The sequence below is a fragment of the Arthrobacter ulcerisalmonis genome, from assembly GCF_900609065.1.
In the GTDB taxonomy this organism is placed as follows: Bacteria; Actinomycetota; Actinomycetes; order Actinomycetales; family Micrococcaceae; genus Arthrobacter; species Arthrobacter ulcerisalmonis.
This window is the reverse complement of the sequence record NZ_UXAU01000025.1, coordinates 25,294-40,541: the sequence shown is the minus strand read 5'-3', so window position 1 is coordinate 40,541 and position 15,248 is coordinate 25,294. Positions and strand designations below refer to the sequence as shown.

The window sequence follows — 15,248 nt, the reverse complement described above, 5'->3', positions numbered from 1 at the left end:
TCTAGGCGCGGCGGCGCTGCAAGACGTCGTCGAGGTTTCCCAGGGCGCTGCTGGCCTTGGCGGGCTGCACGGCCGGGGCGGCCGACGCAACTGCGCCCTGCCGCAGCAGCGGCTTGCCCACGGCTTTCGGCGCCTCGGGCAGCTCCAGCGGAGCGGGCGCGGCGCGCTCGGCCTTGGCCGCCTCCACGTAGACGGGCTTCGGAACTTCCACGGGCTCCCACGGCGTATTGGCCGGGCCGGCAGGAGCAATCGCTGCGGGAAGGTCTCCCGCGGCCACGGCAACCGCCATTGCGGCTTCACGGAGGTCGACGGCGGTCAGCGGCCGGGGTGCGTGCCGGTCCGCTTCCGCATCAAAAGGGGGCTCCTCCGAGGGCGCCTTGCCGGCGTCGAGCGTTTCAGCGCGGTTCTGCGACTGCTGGCGCGGGGCCGGCGCCATCGCCTCCCGGAAAGCGGCGTTCACTCGCGCGGCACGATCTCGGACCGCGAGCCGCCGCAGACCCACAACCGCCAGCACGCCAAGAAGTAGGCAGATCAGCGGCAGCGCGGGCTGCCCCACACCGAACGGCAAGAGGGCGCCGGAAATGAGCGCCACGACCAAGGCCAGCACGCCAATCAGGGCGATGCCCGTTCGGCCATAGCGGATCCGGAATTGACCTTGCGGTGGGTTACCCGCGGCCGGGCCACCACTCGTCCTGCTCTCCATGACGCTCTCCTGCCGGGCGGAAACATTCAGTACAAGACCCGCTGAGGGGGCCGTAGTTTCTTCGAAAGCGGGCTCAGCCGGAACCTCAAGGACGGGGACAAACTGGCTCCGCCGGTTCCGCAAAACGTACGGACCAACCCACACCAACCACAGTGCAACGGCAGCCGTAAGGATCACTGAGCTGCTAAGGGGAAAGTCCACACTCAAAACCGTATGAGCAGGATGGCAACAGCCACCGCATTGGATGCGGTGTGTCGTGCCTGACCTCGCAATTCATTGGATTTAAACCGCTCTGGACGCCAACCATCTATGCAGAAGCCCCGCCGGGATCTCTTCGGACGTCAGCGCGAAGCTGCGATGATCCGCCCACTCCCCGTTGATATGCAGGTACCGGGGACGCAGGCCTTCGTCCCGGAAGCCCAGTTTCTCCACGACGCGGAGGCTTGGCCCGTTTTCCGGCCGGATATTGATCTCCATCCGGTGCAGCCCCAACGTCCGGAAACAGTGGTCCGTGGCGAGCGCCACCGCGGTGGGGGCAATGCCCCGGCCGGCCCGCTCCTGGTCCACCCAGTAGCCCAAAGTGGCCATCTTGGCCGAGCCCCACACAATCGACGAAACCGTCAACTGCCCCACGATCGCCGGAGCTGCCCGGGCCGGGCCCCGCTCAGTGATCAGGAAGGGCAAGGCAGTGCCCGTAGAGGCCTGTGAATTCAGCGAACGGACCATCTGCCGGTAGTTCGGCAGGGCCCCGCCCGGTTCCGGGTTTGACGCCTCCCAAGGCTCCAGCCACTCGTTGTTTCGGCCGCGTACGGCCGTCCACTCGCCCTTGTCCCGGTACCTGATGGGCCGGAGCACCAAGTCACCACATTCGAGGGTGACCGGCCAGATGGGACCAAGCCGCATGACGCTACTTGGAGAGCCCGGCTGTGAAGCCCGGCAGCCACTCACGAAGGCCGGAGCCCAAATCTTCGCTGTCGACCGCCAGCTGGATGCAGGCCTTGAGGTAACTGAGTTTGTCTCCCGTGTCGTAGCGGCGGCCCCGGAAGACCACGCCGTAGACCCCGCGCCCATCGCCGTCGGCCGTGGCCAGTTCCTGGAGCGCGTCCGTCAGTTGGATTTCGCCGCCGCGGCCTGGCCCGGTGTTTTCCAGGACCCCGAAGACGGCCGGGTGCAGGACGTACCTGCCGATGACGGCCAGGTTGGACGGCGCTTCCTCGACCGAGGGCTTCTCCACGAGCCGCGCCACACGGACGTAGTCCTCCCCCGGGATAACCTTCACATCAGCGCAGCCGTAGGCACTGATCTGCGACGGCTCAACTTCAATGAGGGCGACGACGGACCCGCCAGTTCGCGCCTGCACCTCAATCATGGTGCTCAGGAGTTCGTCCCTGGCATCGATCAGATCGTCACCCAGCAGTACCGCGAAGGCTTCGTTGCCTACGTGCTGCTTGGCGCGGAGAACGGCGTGGCCCAGGCCGTTGGGGTCACCTTGGCGGACGTAGTGGATGTCGCCAAGCTGGCTGGCGGCCTGGACGGCGGCGAGCTTGCGCTCATCGCCCTTCTCCGCCAGCGTCGTTTCCAGGGACGGAACCCGATCGAAATGATCTTCCAGTGCCCGCTTATTGCGCCCGGTGATCATGAGGATGTCGTTCAGCCCGACGGCCACAGCCTCCTCCACTACGTATTGGATGGCTGGTTTGTCCACCACCGGCAACATTTCCTTGGGCATCGCTTTGGTGGCGGGCAAAAACCTGGTGCCCAACCCTGCAGCGGGGATCACGGCTTTGCGAACTCTGGGGTTGCTGGTAGTCACGGGACTAATCTAACCTCAGCGGCAGGCATTCAGTAATCCCAGCGCAGGCATGAAGGGCCAGAAATGACAGATGCAAGGGCGGCGGCCAAGGAGGAGATCCGCGCCGCGCACCGCAGGCAGCGGGCCACCCGATCGGCGGCCGACCTCGATGTGGCAGGCAATGGGCTTGCCCACCACGGATTAGCGTGGCTCCGAGCGCAGCATCTCGACGCCGGGACCACCGTCTGTGCCTACTGGAGCGTCGGCATGGAGCCGCCCACGCAACCGCTGCTGACGGCCCTGCACGACGCCGGATACCAGGTCCTGCTGCCCGTCTGCGAACCGCACCGCGAACTGAGTTGGGTGCACTGGACGCCCGGTGTTGCCTTCACGCGCAGCAGGTACGCACCGATCGACGAGCCAGTCGGCCCCGCGCAGCCGACGGCGGTGGCCGCAGCCGCGGACGTCTTGTTCCTGCCAGCCACGGCTGTGGATGCGTCGGGCAACCGCATCGGCCAAGGCGGCGGCTACTACGACGTCTTTCTAACGCATTTGACGACGGCGGGAAGCCAAGTGGCGCAGGCCGCGATCGTTTTCGACGCCGAACTTCTGCCGCCCCGCAGCATTCCCGCCGAGCCGCTGGATCGACCGGTACCGAATGTGCTGACTCCATCGGGGCTCCACCGGTTAGACCAGACGGAGTGACCGCTCCCCTTGGCAAATCGCCAGGAGTGCTAGAATTGGCACTCAGGCCCTGTGACTGCTAACGGACTTCCCGTGAGCTACAGGACCTTACCTTTGCCCACGAGGAGGAGCACCGTGCCAACTTACGCCTACGCCTGCAAGGATTGCGGCCACGCCTTCGACATCGTGCAGTCGTTTTCTGACAGCACCCTCACCACCTGCCCCGAATGCGGCGGCACCCTGCGCAAGAAGTTCAACAGCGTCGGCGTGGTCTTCAAGGGCTCCGGGTTTTACCGCACCGATTCACGCTCCGGCGCAGGCAGCACCGTTTCGGCTGCTCCGTCCAGCGCGCCGGCGGCACCAGCAAGCACCCCCGCAGCGGCCCCAGCGCCGGCGGCCAAGGCCAGCTGATCCCGGCGTTGTCCACATAGGACTTTCGCTCCCTGTTTGCGGGCAGGTCTGGCCGCCTACCGTGAGGCATGACGTCCCCACGGTTTCGTAGTGTCGGTAATCCCGGCGTCCGGGCTTTCGGTCCCCGCCGCCCGGCACGCCCCAATTCCAAGCTGACGGCCGGGCCGTTCCTTCGCTGGCTGGCACGCAACCGCCGTCTGTGGGCTGCTCTTTTCCTGTGCGCTGCTGCAGCCGTCACCGTTCAGCAACTGACTCCGGCCCCTGAGCCGACGGTGCTGGCCTTGGCCGCATCCCGCGACCTCCCGGCGGGGACAACTTTGCTGGCTTCGGATATTGCCGGCATCCGGGTTCCGCTGGAACTGGCGGGAAGTGGCTATGTCCGCGATGCCAGCCTTCTGGCGGGCAAGCAGCTTGCTGCTCCCGCTCGAAAGGGCCAACTGCTCACCGACAGCCAACTGCTGGGTCCGGGCCTGCTGGCGGGGACGGTCGCCGGCACCTCTGCCGTGCCGCTGCGTCTGGCCGACCCAGCATCCATCCAGCTGGTGTCCCCCGGCCAACGCGTCACCATCGTCCTGACCAGCACCGACGGCAGTAGCGCGCAAGGACCATCAAACGTCTTGGCCACCAATGTTCCTGTGCTGTGGACCTCCGCCCAAGGCGGCTCGGGCGGCCAATGGCTCGGGACCTCGGACACGGAAGGCCTGCTGGTGGTGGCAGCCACCGCCGAACAAGCGCCACAGCTCGCTGGGGCATCCACCCGCGGCAAGCTCTTCTTCGTCCTGGTGGCGCCGCCCTGATGACCCTAATCCGAGCCCCTCTAACCCGCTATGAAGCCGAGACCGGAGGTGGCCATCAGCCCCAGTGCGGCGGCTTCTGCTCCTTCAGCCAAGCGTCATGGTCCTCGCCACGGTCGCCCCAGCTCTGTGCATCATCTTCAGCAGCCTTGTTGGGAAGGATGCCTGCCGGCTCGCTGCGCGCCACGGCAGGAGCCTGCGGGGTCTCCGCTGCGGGGGTCGTCTTGTTATCCGTCGTCATGGTGCTCGCCTGCTCACTCCTGGGGCCAGCGGCCCGTTGTCCATGGTTGTTGGCGCTGATGCCATTCAGCGCCTGATCAACATCATCGTCAAGGAAGCCAGCATGATCCGCTACCCGGCCCGCCTGGACCAGGTTCTCCAGGCCAAGATGGCTGGCGATTCTGTCCGCGCACGCCGAAGGATCAGTGAAGACCTCGATGGTCCACAAGGGAAGATACTGCCAGCCAAGGCGTTCCAGCAACTGCGGCCGGAGCCGGCTGCGTTCCCGCACACTCATGCTGCGGTACTGGGCGGTGCCGTCAGACTCGATGGCTACTGGCCTGTTGGACCGGAACTCGTCGTTCCCCATGGACCCGAGTGGGTCAGCGGCCGCCACCACGTCGATCACGCCGTCGTACTGGTGCCATACTCGGGCACCCCGAGCCCGCAGCCGGTCACCGAGGTCGGCCACCAGCGGATCGGCGCCCAAAGCCTGCTCGCTGGCAGCGGCCCGCGAGGCAGGCGTGCCAAGATCTGTGTTGCCGGCGATCTCACGGTCCAGCAGCGTGAACAGGTCAATTGCGCCGTGGGTCAACCGGGTGCGATCCAGGTCTTCCGGGCGGAAGCACGTCAGCACGTGGATGGAGCGGCGAGCCCGCGTCATGGCCAGGGCAAACTTCTCCCGACCGCCCTCAGCCGAGAGCGGCCCGAAGTTGTGCAGGGCGCGGCCATGTGGAGTCCGGCCGAATCCTGGCGAGAAGATTACGTGGTCTCGTACCAAGCCCTGCGCACGCTCCAAGTCCACCACCCGGAAGGACTCCGGGCCGGCGCCAAAGAAACCGGCAAGGCTGGGGTGATTCGGAAGCTGCAAACGGATGGACTCGCCGATCCGCGCAGCGTGGCGCAGGCTGGCCGTGACTACGGCCAAGGACGTACGTGGCCGGCGGCGGGCATGATCAAAGACCATCTCCACCACCCGGTTAACCTCGGCAACCACCGACTCCACACCCTCGTGATCGGCGCTGGGCAACCCAGTACCGTCCGGCAGGTACTCAACGTAGAGCGCGCGGTCCAGGCCGGTGGCGGACTGGCCTTCCGGCAGCCGGCGGAGCCCGCCGTCGTAGAAGTTCCTGCTCAACTGCAGGATCAGATCCTCGTCAACGGCGCGGTACACAAAGTTCAGGGCCCACACGGGAAGCACAGCCGAGAGGGCAGAGAAAGCGCTCTCCACCCGCTGGTGCGTGGAGTCTCCCGGCGCCAGACGCTCCACCCCAACGGTGAACATCCGGGGCGAGGCAATCTTGGCATCCCCAAACGCAATAACCTGCCCGGCGCGGGCAATCGCGGGAAGCACCGCCTGCAGCGAGGTCGCCTCAGCATCGAGAATCACCACCGCGTCGAAGCGTTGCTCGGCCGGCAACATCCCCGTCATCAGATACGGGCTGACAGACCACACGGGAACCAGGGTTCCCATCAGGTTGGGGGCCTGGGCGCTGAGCGCCGCCAGCGACACCCGACCGTCCTTCAACAAGCTGCGAAGGAGGTCCGCCTGGCGAGGTTGGGCGGTGATGGCCGAGCGCCAGCGCTGGGCAAGATCCCAGCGAAGCCGGGCGGCACCGCTGGCCACGTGGGCGTTGTCAGCCAACCGGTATTCGGCTTCAAGTTGACGCAGGGCATCGCCATCAGACATGGCCAGGTAGTCGTCCCCGCTGATCATTGCCTCGAGCGCTGACTGCCACCAGGCAAGTTCGAGCTCCGCGGCCACAGATTCTGCCGGGACTTCACGGTCAGCAAGGTCGGTCAGCAGCTCGGCGAGTCCGTGCTCGCGCAGGCTCTCTACCAGTAACGTCCGTTCGGGCAACGTACGGAGTGCGTCAGCGTCCTCCACCAGAAGTTCAAGCCTGGCGATCAGCTCCTTGTAGTGGGCAGTGGACAGCTCACCGCCATCAGGCGTATGCCGTAGGGCCAAGCCCAGCTGGCCGAGCTGCCGCTCCACATCGCCGTACAACACTTTGAGCTCGGCCAGCCCTGATGGAACGGTGGGATGCCGTTGCGTCGTAGCGTACCCAGCCCACAGAGCGCGTTGGTCCTGCACAAGTCCTAGCGACGTGTGCAGGTCTGCAATGTGTACGCCTGGGCGCACATATTCCTTAGCCACCCGACGCAGGCGCGAGCGCTGCATGGAGGTCATCTCAATGCCGCGCTCTTTCCGCCACGACGAAGAGCTGGTGGCGGAGATCAGGTCGGTGACCGGGCGGTCGAAAATGTCCGGGGTGAACTTATCAAGGCTGCCGCGGACGGCAACGAGCAGTTCAAGCTGCTCACCCCACTCGGCCAGCGAATCCCCCAGCCGAATCTCGGCGTGCTCGGCCACAGCGTTCATCCGGCCGCGAAGCTCGGGCAGGCTCTTGGCCACAGCACCGACCAGCTCCTGGGCTTCCTCGGTTTCCTTGCGGTTCAAGAGCCGTGCACCATGCCACGGGCTGGTGGTGGATGTCTTGCTGAAGCTGCCCAGCTCGGCTGCCCTGCGCAACCGGCCAGCAATTTCTTCGCGGTCGCGGATATTGTCCAGGACGCTGCGCTTGAGCCGAACGGTAGTGGCGGGCGCCGGGTGGATGGAGGTCAGTTCGGCGAGGGACTGCATGGCCTGGTAGGGCGAGCAACCCCAGCGGTCGCGGACGTTGTGCAGCGACGCCACATGGTCCATCAATGCGTGCCGATGCTCCACCAAGGTGCTGTGCAGGTTCGCCAGCTGCGGTTCCAGGGACTTTTCGTTCCGCACAATCGCCCGGACAAGCTGGCTTTTGAGTTGCTGTGCCGTGACGTTGCCGGAAAGTTGGAAGAGGATCGACTCCAGGCCGAGGCTGTCGAGCTGGCCGGCCACCTCATTGAGGCTGGCTCGCCGGTCCCCCACCACCAGGACTGTCTTGCCAGCATCCACCAACGTGCCGATGGTGTTGATGGCCGTTTGTGTCTGTCCGGTGCCGGGCGGGCTGCTGACCACGATCGAGTCGCCTGCCCGGGCAGCGTCGAGGACGTACTGCTGGTCCGCATCCGCGTCGAGGAGCAGTAATTCGTCCTGCGGCTCACGATTGTCCAGCGCCGCGAAGCGTGCCGGGTCAGGTGCCACCACGTCCACCATTTCGCCACCGGCTGCGGTGGCAAGCGCAGCCACCAGCGGGTTGGCGTCATTGATCCAAGGATCATCAAGGTTCCCGGAAAGGTCCGCAAACGTGGACACCAGGAGGTTGTGCTGGGCCTCGGCGCCGTGGATGGGTGCAATCAACGTCGACAACCGGTCAAGAACAGGTTGCGGGTCGAAGCGGGCGGTGCTGTACGCGAGCCGGGTTACGGCGTTGACGTCGAAGACGATCCCGTGGGTGGTTTTAAGGTGCCGGACCAGTGCCGGGTTAATGGAGGCCTGCTCCGTCAACTGAAGCTCGAAGTCGTCTTCACCGGGGCGTACCGTCAAGGAAATAGCCGTCAGCATGACGGGAGCCGAGATGCGCTGGGGTTTGCCGCCCACCGCAGAGGTCCAGACGACGGTCCCGGCCGAAAGGTAGCCCGCGTCAATGCCACGATCGTTGGCCAGTTCGAAAATCTTGGAGCGAATGTTCCGTGAGGCGCGGGCTGCAACAACGTACTGTTGCCTGTCGCGGATCAGGGTGGAGAGCCTGGTCTTGCGGCCAGCCATGAGCTGGGCGAGGCCAGACGGATGCGCATGCGTCAGGTCAATGGATCCCTCAGGGGTCTTGGTAAACCGCAGCATGGTGTCTGCACCCGTGACGGGCTTGAGCCCTGAAAGCCATTTGCGGAGCTCCTCCGAGCTTTCCGGGTGGCCTTGACCAACTGACACTTCTGCCTTCTTTTCTGCGCTAACACGAGACGCCCTGGACCATACCGGCATACCTTCGAGGGTAGCCGCTTCAGCGCCGGACGTGAGCGACCGCAACACTGGCGGGCCGCTTTTTGCACCGTTTCCGGCCGAAAACAGGATTGGCTGGCCTCCTTTCGGAGGCCAGCCAATCAGAGCGTCATTCCCACTCGATGGTTCCCGGCGGTTTGCTTGTCACATCAAGAACCACACGGTTCACACCTTCAACTTCGTTGGTGATGCGATTGGAGATCCGCGCAAGCAGATCGTACGGCAGCCGCGACCAGTCCGCCGTCATGGCATCTTCGGACGAGACGGGCCGGAGCACAATCGGGTGCCCGTAGGTCCGGCCGTCGCCCATCACTCCGACGCTGCGGACATCTGCCAGGAGTACCACCGGCATCTGCCAGACGTCGTCATCCAAACCAGCTTTAGTCAGTTCGAAGCGGGCAATGGCGTCAGCCTTACGGAGGAGGTCCAACCGCTCCTGGGTGATGTCACCAACAATCCGGATTCCCAAGCCGGGGCCGGGGAACGGCTGGCGGCCGACAATTTCCTGCGGCAGCCCCAACTGGGCGCCCACAGCGCGGACCTCGTCCTTGAACAGTGCCCGCAGCGGCTCCACCAGTTCGAACTGGAGGTCCTCAGGAAGGCCACCGACGTTGTGGTGGCTCTTGATGTTGGCTGCGCCTTCACCGCCGCCGGATTCGACGACGTCAGGGTACAGGGTGCCCTGGACGAGGAACTTGATCTTCTCGCCATCCGCGGCGGCTTCGGCGATGATGGCCCGTTCAGCCTCTTCGAAGGCGCGGATGAATTCGCGACCAATGATCTTGCGCTTGGTCTCAGGGTCACTGACTCCCGCCAGGGCGGACAGGAAGCGTTCCTGTTCGTTGGCCACGTAGAGCTTGACGCCGGTGGCGGCCACGTAGTCGCGCTCCACCTGCTCGGCTTCACCTTCGCGGAGCAGTCCGTGATCAACAAAGACGCAGGTCAGCTGATCGCCGACGGCGCGCTGCACCAGGGCGGCGGCCACGGCAGAGTCCACGCCACCGGAGAGTCCACAGATCACGCGGGCGTCGCCCACCTGTTTGCGGATCCGGTCCACCTGCTCTTCGAGGATGTTGCCGGTGGTCCAGTTTGGTTCCAGCTTGGCGCCCTTGAACAGGAAGTTCTCCAACACCTGCTGGCCGAAGGCGGAGTGCTTGACCTCGGGGTGCCACTGCACCCCGTAAAGGCACTTCTCTTCGTTGGCGAACGCGGCAACTTCAGCGCCTGCCGTGGTAGCCAGGACCTCGAACCCTTCAGGTGCCTCGTGCACGGAGTCGCCGTGGCTCATCCAGGTGTTCTGGTGCTGCGGCATGCCTTCGAGGACGGAGCGGCCCTCACCCAGGAGGGTGGTCTCGGTGGAGCCGTACTCGCGCAGGCCGGTCTTGTCGACCTTACCGCCGAGCGCGTTGGCCATGGCCTGGAAGCCGTAGCAGATACCGAAGACGGGGATGCCTGCCTCGAAGAGGTCCGCCCCCACCGTTGGAGCGCCGTCAGCGTACACACTTGACGGGCCGCCGGAGAGAATGATCGCGGCGGGATTCTTGGCCAGGAGCTGCTCGGTGGAGTAGGTATGCGGAACCACTTCCGAATACACATTCGCTTCCCGGACGCGGCGGGCAATCAGCTGCGCGTACTGGGCACCGTAGTCAACAACCAGCACCGGCTTCTGGGAAGTCTGGGATGCAGTGGGAGTAGTCACCCCACTAGCCTACGTTGCGTCCACATACTGGCGCACCTTCAGGGGCTTCGCTGTGACCGAGCGAACGCAGGTGCTCAGTAGCGCTGGGGCGCCTGCGGGTTCGCCGCCAGTTCCGCTTCAACCTCGGCATGGAACTTCTTCTCCACGAAGAACGACAGGAAAGGGATCACACCGCCCAATGCCAGCAGGATCATTTTCAGGAACGGCCAGCGCATCAAGGTCCAGAGTCGGAAGTTCGAAATCAGGTACACCACGTACATCCACCCGTGCACGATCAGCACCGCGATGGACAGGTTGACTCCGCCCAGGACAGCCGGGGGTTCCGCACTGGCAAAACCGAAACCGAAGGGCTGGCCGGTCAGGGCGTCAGTCCCGCCGGCGAAGAGGTACTGGCCGAAGACATAGCGGGCAATAAGTTCGGCGCACAGCAGAAGCAGCATGGCGCCGGTCAGGTAGGCCAGAACCTTGTAAAACTTCAGGGCAGAACGGATCTGCGCTTCGGTTCCTCCGAAGCGGCGCTTCTTGCCTGCGGTGGCGTCGGCTGAGGGGGCTGGTGATGCCGGTTTCGGCTCGATCATGGCTGTACCTTTTGCTGGGTCGGTTCGGGGGCGGGTTCGTCGTCGTCAAGTTCTTCAAGGTCTCGCTGGTAGTCATCCTTGACCAGCCGCCACCAGATGAAGAGGGCGAACCCGGCAAAGACCACCCACTCGAGGGAGTAGAAAAGGTTGAGCCAGTTGACTTTCTGGGCCGGAGGCTGGGGACCGATTTCCAGGGGCTGGAGGGTGCCGGGGACCGCAGCAGCGCTGACGTCCTTGCCGCCGGATATCTCAGCAGTGGCTGAGACGAAGCCCGGATAGCTGCTGATGTTCCACCTGTTGATAAGTTCGGCAACGGAGACGGCGGTGGCCTCCCCCGCGGCTGGCGCCTTGGCAGGCAGCGGCGCCTCAGAGGGGAGTAGCCGGCCGGTTAGTTCAATGAGGCCCGACGGCGGTGCTGCCGCGTCGCCCGGGTGGGCCACCCAGCCGCGTGCCACGGGGATCCATGTCTGCGGCGTTGCGGCGGCTCCCTGCAGGACCGGGGCACCGGTGACGGCGAAGGCAGAAACCACCCAGTACCCGGACGCACCGTCCTTCAGGCGATCCGGAACCAGGACTTGCCGGTTGGGATCGTAGGTTCCGGAGGCGGACACCATCTGGTCGGCGTCGGACCCGTGAAAAAATTCGCCGGGGGCCAACGTGTCAAGCAGGGGCTGCACCTGCTCGGTGGTGGGGCTGACCGTCACTTCGGGTTGGACGGAACGCCCAAACTGCCACTGGCTGAGCAGCACAAACACCCCGGAAATGGCGATCGCGAATATGAATCCTGCGATCCATCGGGGCTTTCGGGCTGTTTTCCACACGTCTTAACCGTACTTCGTAGCGTTGTAGAACAACTAACCGACCCTGCGGTGCGAGGCACGTAAGGTGCCACGGATGGCCTGTCAGTGGTCGAAAAATACCAGGCTGGAGTTGATGAGCTCCGCTATGACCTCGGCGTCGTAGGCGCGCCGAAGGGACTCGCGGAAAGACTCCTTGGAGAGTGACCTGGCCAACGTTGCCAGGACTTCCAGGTGATCAGAGAAGGAACTCGCCGGCGTGGCGATGAGCAGGATGACGGTGGCAGGGCCGTCCGAGGCACCGAAATCGAGAGCGTGCCCATACTTGGTGATGCCCACGGCGATCGAGGTCCTGGATACGAACTCACTCCGGGCGTGCGGCAGGCCCACCCCGCCGGGGAGGCCTGTCGCCAGCTGGTGCTCACGCGCGTTTACGTGTTGGAGGAACCCGGGCAGATCAGTGATGCGGCCGGCGTCGAAAAGCCGCTCAGCCAGCTGGTTCGCGGCATCAGTCTTGTCTGTGGCCACCAGTTCCAGAATCACCATTTCGGGGGTGGTGAGTTCGGCATCATAGGGGTCAAGTGGTTCCGCCAAGGCGCATCCCTTCAATCAGCGGTGCAGGGCCGCACCCCTCAGCGCAAGGGCACGATATCTTCCACGCCCAACCGGGCGGCGTCTGCGGATTCGTCGTCCGGCTGTTGCTGGCTGAGGCGCTCGGCCTCCACGCGTGCAATGTAGTTACGGACCTCGCTTTCGCGTTGGGCCTCACTCCAGCCAAGGACGTCACCCACCAGTTTAGCGACAACGGGCGCTGCTGAGACTCCCCGGTCCCAGGCTTCAATGGAAATCCTGGTGCGCCGGGTCAAAACGTCAGTCACATGCCGGGCGCCTTCGTGGCTGGCGGCATAGACGGCTTCCGCCTGCAGGTAGTCATCCGCGCCGGGCAGCGGTTCGGCCAATTCAGGCTTCTCAGCAATGATGCTGAGAACCTCGGGTGTCATGGCGCCGTAGCGGTTCAGGAGATGTTCAATCCGCGCCACGTGCACCCCTGACTCTTCGGCGGTCCGGTTGCGGCGGTTCCAGGCGGCCTTGAATCCGCTGGCACCAAGGAGTGGGATGGTTTCGGTGCAGCTGGGCGGTACCCGTTCGTCCATGGTGCGGGTGGCTTCATCCACGGCATCCTTGGCCATCACGCGGTAGGTGGTCCACTTTCCGCCAGCCACCACCACGAGGCCGGGGACCGGGTGTGCCACCACGTGCTCGCGGGAGAGTTTGGCGGTGGAATCATTTTCGCCGGCCAGCAGCGGCCGCAATCCTGCATAGACGCCCTCAACGTCCTCGCGGGTCAGCGGGCGCTTGAGGACCTTGTTGACGTGCTCAAGGACGTAGTCGATGTCCTTGCTGGAGGCGGCAGGGTGGGCCTTGTCCAGGTTCCAGTCCGTGTCAGTGGTGCCAATGATCCAATGCCGGCCCCAGGGAATGACGAACAGGACGGACTTTTCGGTCCGCAGAATCAAGCCAACGGTGGATTGGAACCTGTCCCGCGGCACCACTAGGTGGATGCCTTTGGAGGCCCTGACCTTGAGCTGGCCACGGTCCGTGACCATCGCCTGGGTTTCGTCCGTCCAGACACCGGTCGCGTTGATGACCTGCTTGGCCCGGATGTTGAATTGCGTGCCGTCCTCATGGTTGACCACCTTGGCACCAACCACCCGCTCACCTTCGCGGAGGAAGTCCACTACGGCCATCTGATTCACGGCATGCGCGCCGTAGTGCGCCGCAGTGCGGATCAGGTTGGCGCAGTACTTGGCATCGTCCACCTGGCCGTCGTAGTACCTGATGGACCCCACGAAGGCGTCGTCTTTCAGGCTCGGCGCAGCACGCAGCGTGCCGCGACGGCTGAGGTGCTTGTGGAAGGGCACGCCGCGGCTGTGGCCGCTGGAGACGGACATGGCGTCGTAGAGTGCAATGCCGGCACCCACGTAGGGGCGCTCGAAGAAGGGCTTGGTCAGGGGGTAGAGGAACGGCACGGGCCGAGCCAGGTGCGGAGCCAGTTCAGAGAGCAGCAAACCGCGTTCCTGCAGTGCTTCCTTGACCAGGGCGAAATCAAGCATTTCCAGGTAGCGCAGGCCGCCATGGATGAGTTTTGAGGACCGGGACGAGGTTCCCGCAGCCCAGTCGTTAGCCTCGACAATGCCCACACTCAGGCCGCGCGTCACGGCGTCAAGGGCGGCACCCGTACCCACGATTCCGCCACCCACAATCAGGATGTCGAGCTCTTGCCCGGGCTCTGTGGTGGCTTTAAGCCGCTGGATGGATGCTTCTCTGGCGTTGGGTCCCAGGACCCCGCCGTCCGGAATGGTCTTCATTGAACGCCTCCAGTGCCTCGTGTGACGGTATGCCACCACACTACTTGCTGGACGCGTTCTTTGGGCAGGCCTGTCAACGCACTAGGGCCGGTCAACGCAGTAGACAGCGCTGGCCGGCCCTACCAACACGGCTACGGCGTGTAGGGCGAGACGACGACGTCCACGCGCTGGAATTCCTTGAGGTCCGAGTAGCCGCTGGTGGCCATGGACCGGCGCAGCGCACCAATGAGGTTCGAGGTGCCGTTGGTGTGGTGGCCCGGCCCGAAGAGAACTTCTTCCATGGGCCCAACGGTGCCCACATTCACCCTGTCACCGCGGGGCAGTTCAAGGTGGTGCGCTTCTGGGCCCCAGTGCCAGCCGCGGCCCGGTGCCTCGTCGGCACGGGCCAGTGCGCTGCCAAGCATCACGGCGTCGGCGCCCATGGCGATGGCCTTGACCATATCGCCCGAGGAGCCCATTCCGCCGTCGGCAATCACATGCACGTACCGGCCGCCGGATTCGTCCATGTAGTCACGGCGCGCTGCCGCGACGTCCGAGATGGCGGTGGCCATCGGGGCGTGGATGCCCAGGGCACGGCGCGTGGTGGTAGTGGCACCGCCGCCGAAGCCCACCAGGACGCCGGCGGCGCCGGTGCGCATCAGGTGCAGGGCAGGGGTGTAACCGGCAGCGCCACCGACCACCACGGGAACGTCGAGTTCGTAGATGAACTGCTTGAGGTTCAAGGGCTCGTGGTTTTTGGAGACATGCTCGGCGGAGACGGTGGTGCCGCGGATGACGAAGACATCGACGCCGGCAGCCACCACAGTCTTGTAGTGCTCCTGGGTGCGCTGTGGCGTCAGCGAACCGGCAACCGTGACGCCGGCAGCGCGGATTTCAGCCAACCGCGAGGTGATCAGTTCGGGCTGGATGGGCGCCCGATAGAGGTCCTGCATCCTCCCCGTCACGGCGGGACTGGTGGTTTCGTCCGCCAATGCCGCGATCTCGTCCAGGACTGACTGCGGATCCTCGTACCGGGTCCACAGCCCTTCGAGGTCCAGTACGCCGAGCCCGCCGAGGCGCCCCAGGGTGATGGCCGTCTGGGGTGACATGGCGGAATCCATGGGGGCGGCGATCACCGGGATGCTGAACTGGTAGGCATCAATCTGCCAGGCGACAGAGACGTCCTTGGGGTCGCGGGTACGACGGTTGGGGACGAGCGCAATGTCATCCAGGGAGTAGGCTCGACGCCCACGCTTGCCACGGCCGATCTCAATCTCGTAAGTCACTGCTCTAGGTTA

At 64.9% G+C, this 15,248-nt stretch carries 13 protein-coding genes; 3 read left to right on the top strand and 10 right to left on the bottom strand.

What is annotated here, in order from left to right:
- Window position 1: 1 nt before the first annotated feature.
- The 3 genes from PSET11_RS08955 to galU all read right to left on the bottom strand — a co-directional run bounded on the left by PSET11_RS08955 (window position 2) and on the right by galU (window position 2,516).
- Complete coding sequence (locus PSET11_RS08955) at window positions 2-703, bottom strand: hypothetical protein (protein ID WP_345788821.1); 702 nt, start codon at window positions 701-703, stop codon at window positions 2-4.
- A 282-nt stretch (window positions 704-985) separates the two neighbouring features.
- Complete coding sequence (locus PSET11_RS08950) at window positions 986-1,606, bottom strand: GNAT family N-acetyltransferase (RefSeq protein ID WP_124091756.1); 621 nt, start codon at window positions 1,604-1,606, stop codon at window positions 986-988.
- A gap of 4 nt (window positions 1,607-1,610) precedes the next feature.
- Window positions 1,611-2,516, bottom strand: coding sequence for a UTP--glucose-1-phosphate uridylyltransferase GalU (gene galU, locus PSET11_RS08945; RefSeq protein WP_124091755.1), 906 nt, complete (start codon window positions 2,514-2,516; stop codon window positions 1,611-1,613).
- Window positions 2,517-2,579: 63 nt separating this feature from the next.
- Between galU and PSET11_RS08940 the strand changes: the two genes are divergently transcribed.
- The 3 genes from PSET11_RS08940 to PSET11_RS08930 all read left to right on the top strand — a co-directional run bounded on the left by PSET11_RS08940 (window position 2,580) and on the right by PSET11_RS08930 (window position 4,387).
- On the top strand, window positions 2,580-3,200 hold the full coding sequence (locus PSET11_RS08940) for a 5-formyltetrahydrofolate cyclo-ligase (RefSeq protein ID WP_124091754.1): 621 nt from the start codon (window positions 2,580-2,582) through the stop codon (window positions 3,198-3,200).
- Window positions 3,201-3,314: 114 nt separating this feature from the next.
- Entirely contained in the window at window positions 3,315-3,590 is a 276-nt protein-coding gene (locus PSET11_RS08935; RefSeq protein WP_124091753.1) for an FmdB family zinc ribbon protein, read from the top strand.
- Window positions 3,591-3,658: 68 nt separating this feature from the next.
- Window positions 3,659-4,387, top strand: coding sequence for an RcpC/CpaB family pilus assembly protein (locus PSET11_RS08930; protein ID WP_124091752.1), 729 nt, complete (start codon window positions 3,659-3,661; stop codon window positions 4,385-4,387).
- 55 nt (window positions 4,388-4,442) lie between these two features.
- On the opposite strand, the gene PSET11_RS08925 is transcribed toward PSET11_RS08930, so the two are convergent.
- From PSET11_RS08925 to PSET11_RS08895, 7 genes are all read right to left on the bottom strand, one after another.
- A complete protein-coding gene (locus PSET11_RS08925; protein ID WP_124091751.1) occupies window positions 4,443-8,510 on the bottom strand; it encodes a DUF4011 domain-containing protein in 4,068 nt (1,355 codons plus the stop codon).
- A 127-nt stretch (window positions 8,511-8,637) separates the two neighbouring features.
- Entirely contained in the window at window positions 8,638-10,227 is a 1,590-nt protein-coding gene (guaA, locus tag PSET11_RS08920; protein ID WP_124091750.1) for a glutamine-hydrolyzing GMP synthase, read from the bottom strand.
- A 74-nt stretch (window positions 10,228-10,301) separates the two neighbouring features.
- Complete coding sequence (locus tag PSET11_RS08915; protein WP_124091749.1) at window positions 10,302-10,805, bottom strand: DUF3817 domain-containing protein; 504 nt, start codon at window positions 10,803-10,805, stop codon at window positions 10,302-10,304.
- The gene (locus tag PSET11_RS08910; RefSeq protein ID WP_124091748.1) at window positions 10,802-11,626 is read right to left on the bottom strand and encodes an SURF1 family protein; all 825 of its coding nucleotides are present in this window, start codon (window positions 11,624-11,626) and stop codon (window positions 10,802-10,804) included. Before PSET11_RS08910 ends, PSET11_RS08915 begins: the two co-directional genes overlap by 4 nt.
- An 81-nt stretch (window positions 11,627-11,707) precedes the next feature.
- Window positions 11,708-12,196 (bottom strand): PTS sugar transporter subunit IIA, encoded by a 489-nt coding sequence (locus PSET11_RS08905; RefSeq protein ID WP_124091747.1) that lies wholly within the window; start codon window positions 12,194-12,196, stop codon window positions 11,708-11,710.
- A gap of 38 nt (window positions 12,197-12,234) precedes the next feature.
- On the bottom strand, window positions 12,235-13,971 hold the full coding sequence (locus PSET11_RS08900; RefSeq protein ID WP_124091746.1) for a glycerol-3-phosphate dehydrogenase/oxidase: 1,737 nt from the start codon (window positions 13,969-13,971) through the stop codon (window positions 12,235-12,237).
- Between the two features lie 131 nt (window positions 13,972-14,102).
- Entirely contained in the window at window positions 14,103-15,236 is a 1,134-nt protein-coding gene (locus PSET11_RS08895; protein ID WP_124091745.1) for a GuaB3 family IMP dehydrogenase-related protein, read from the bottom strand.
- Window positions 15,237-15,248: the final 12 nt, after the last annotated feature.

Bases quoted from the DNA above. Each gene is read 5' to 3' on its own strand.
- PSET11_RS08955 (WP_345788821.1), bottom strand. From the start codon at position 703: ATGGAGAGCAGGACGAGTGGTGGCCCGGCCGCGGGTAACCCACCGCAA.
- PSET11_RS08950 (WP_124091756.1), bottom strand. From the start codon at position 1,606: ATGCGGCTTGGTCCCATCTGGCCGGTCACCCTCGAATGTGGTGACTTG.
- PSET11_RS08940 (WP_124091754.1), top strand. From the start codon at position 2,580: ATGACAGATGCAAGGGCGGCGGCCAAGGAGGAGATCCGCGCCGCGCAC.
- PSET11_RS08930 (WP_124091752.1), top strand. From the start codon at position 3,659: ATGACGTCCCCACGGTTTCGTAGTGTCGGTAATCCCGGCGTCCGGGCT.
- PSET11_RS08925 (WP_124091751.1), bottom strand. From the start codon at position 8,510: ATGCCGGTATGGTCCAGGGCGTCTCGTGTTAGCGCAGAAAAGAAGGCA.
- PSET11_RS08915 (WP_124091749.1), bottom strand. From the start codon at position 10,805: ATGATCGAGCCGAAACCGGCATCACCAGCCCCCTCAGCCGACGCCACC.
- PSET11_RS08900 (WP_124091746.1), bottom strand. From the start codon at position 13,971: ATGAAGACCATTCCGGACGGCGGGGTCCTGGGACCCAACGCCAGAGAA.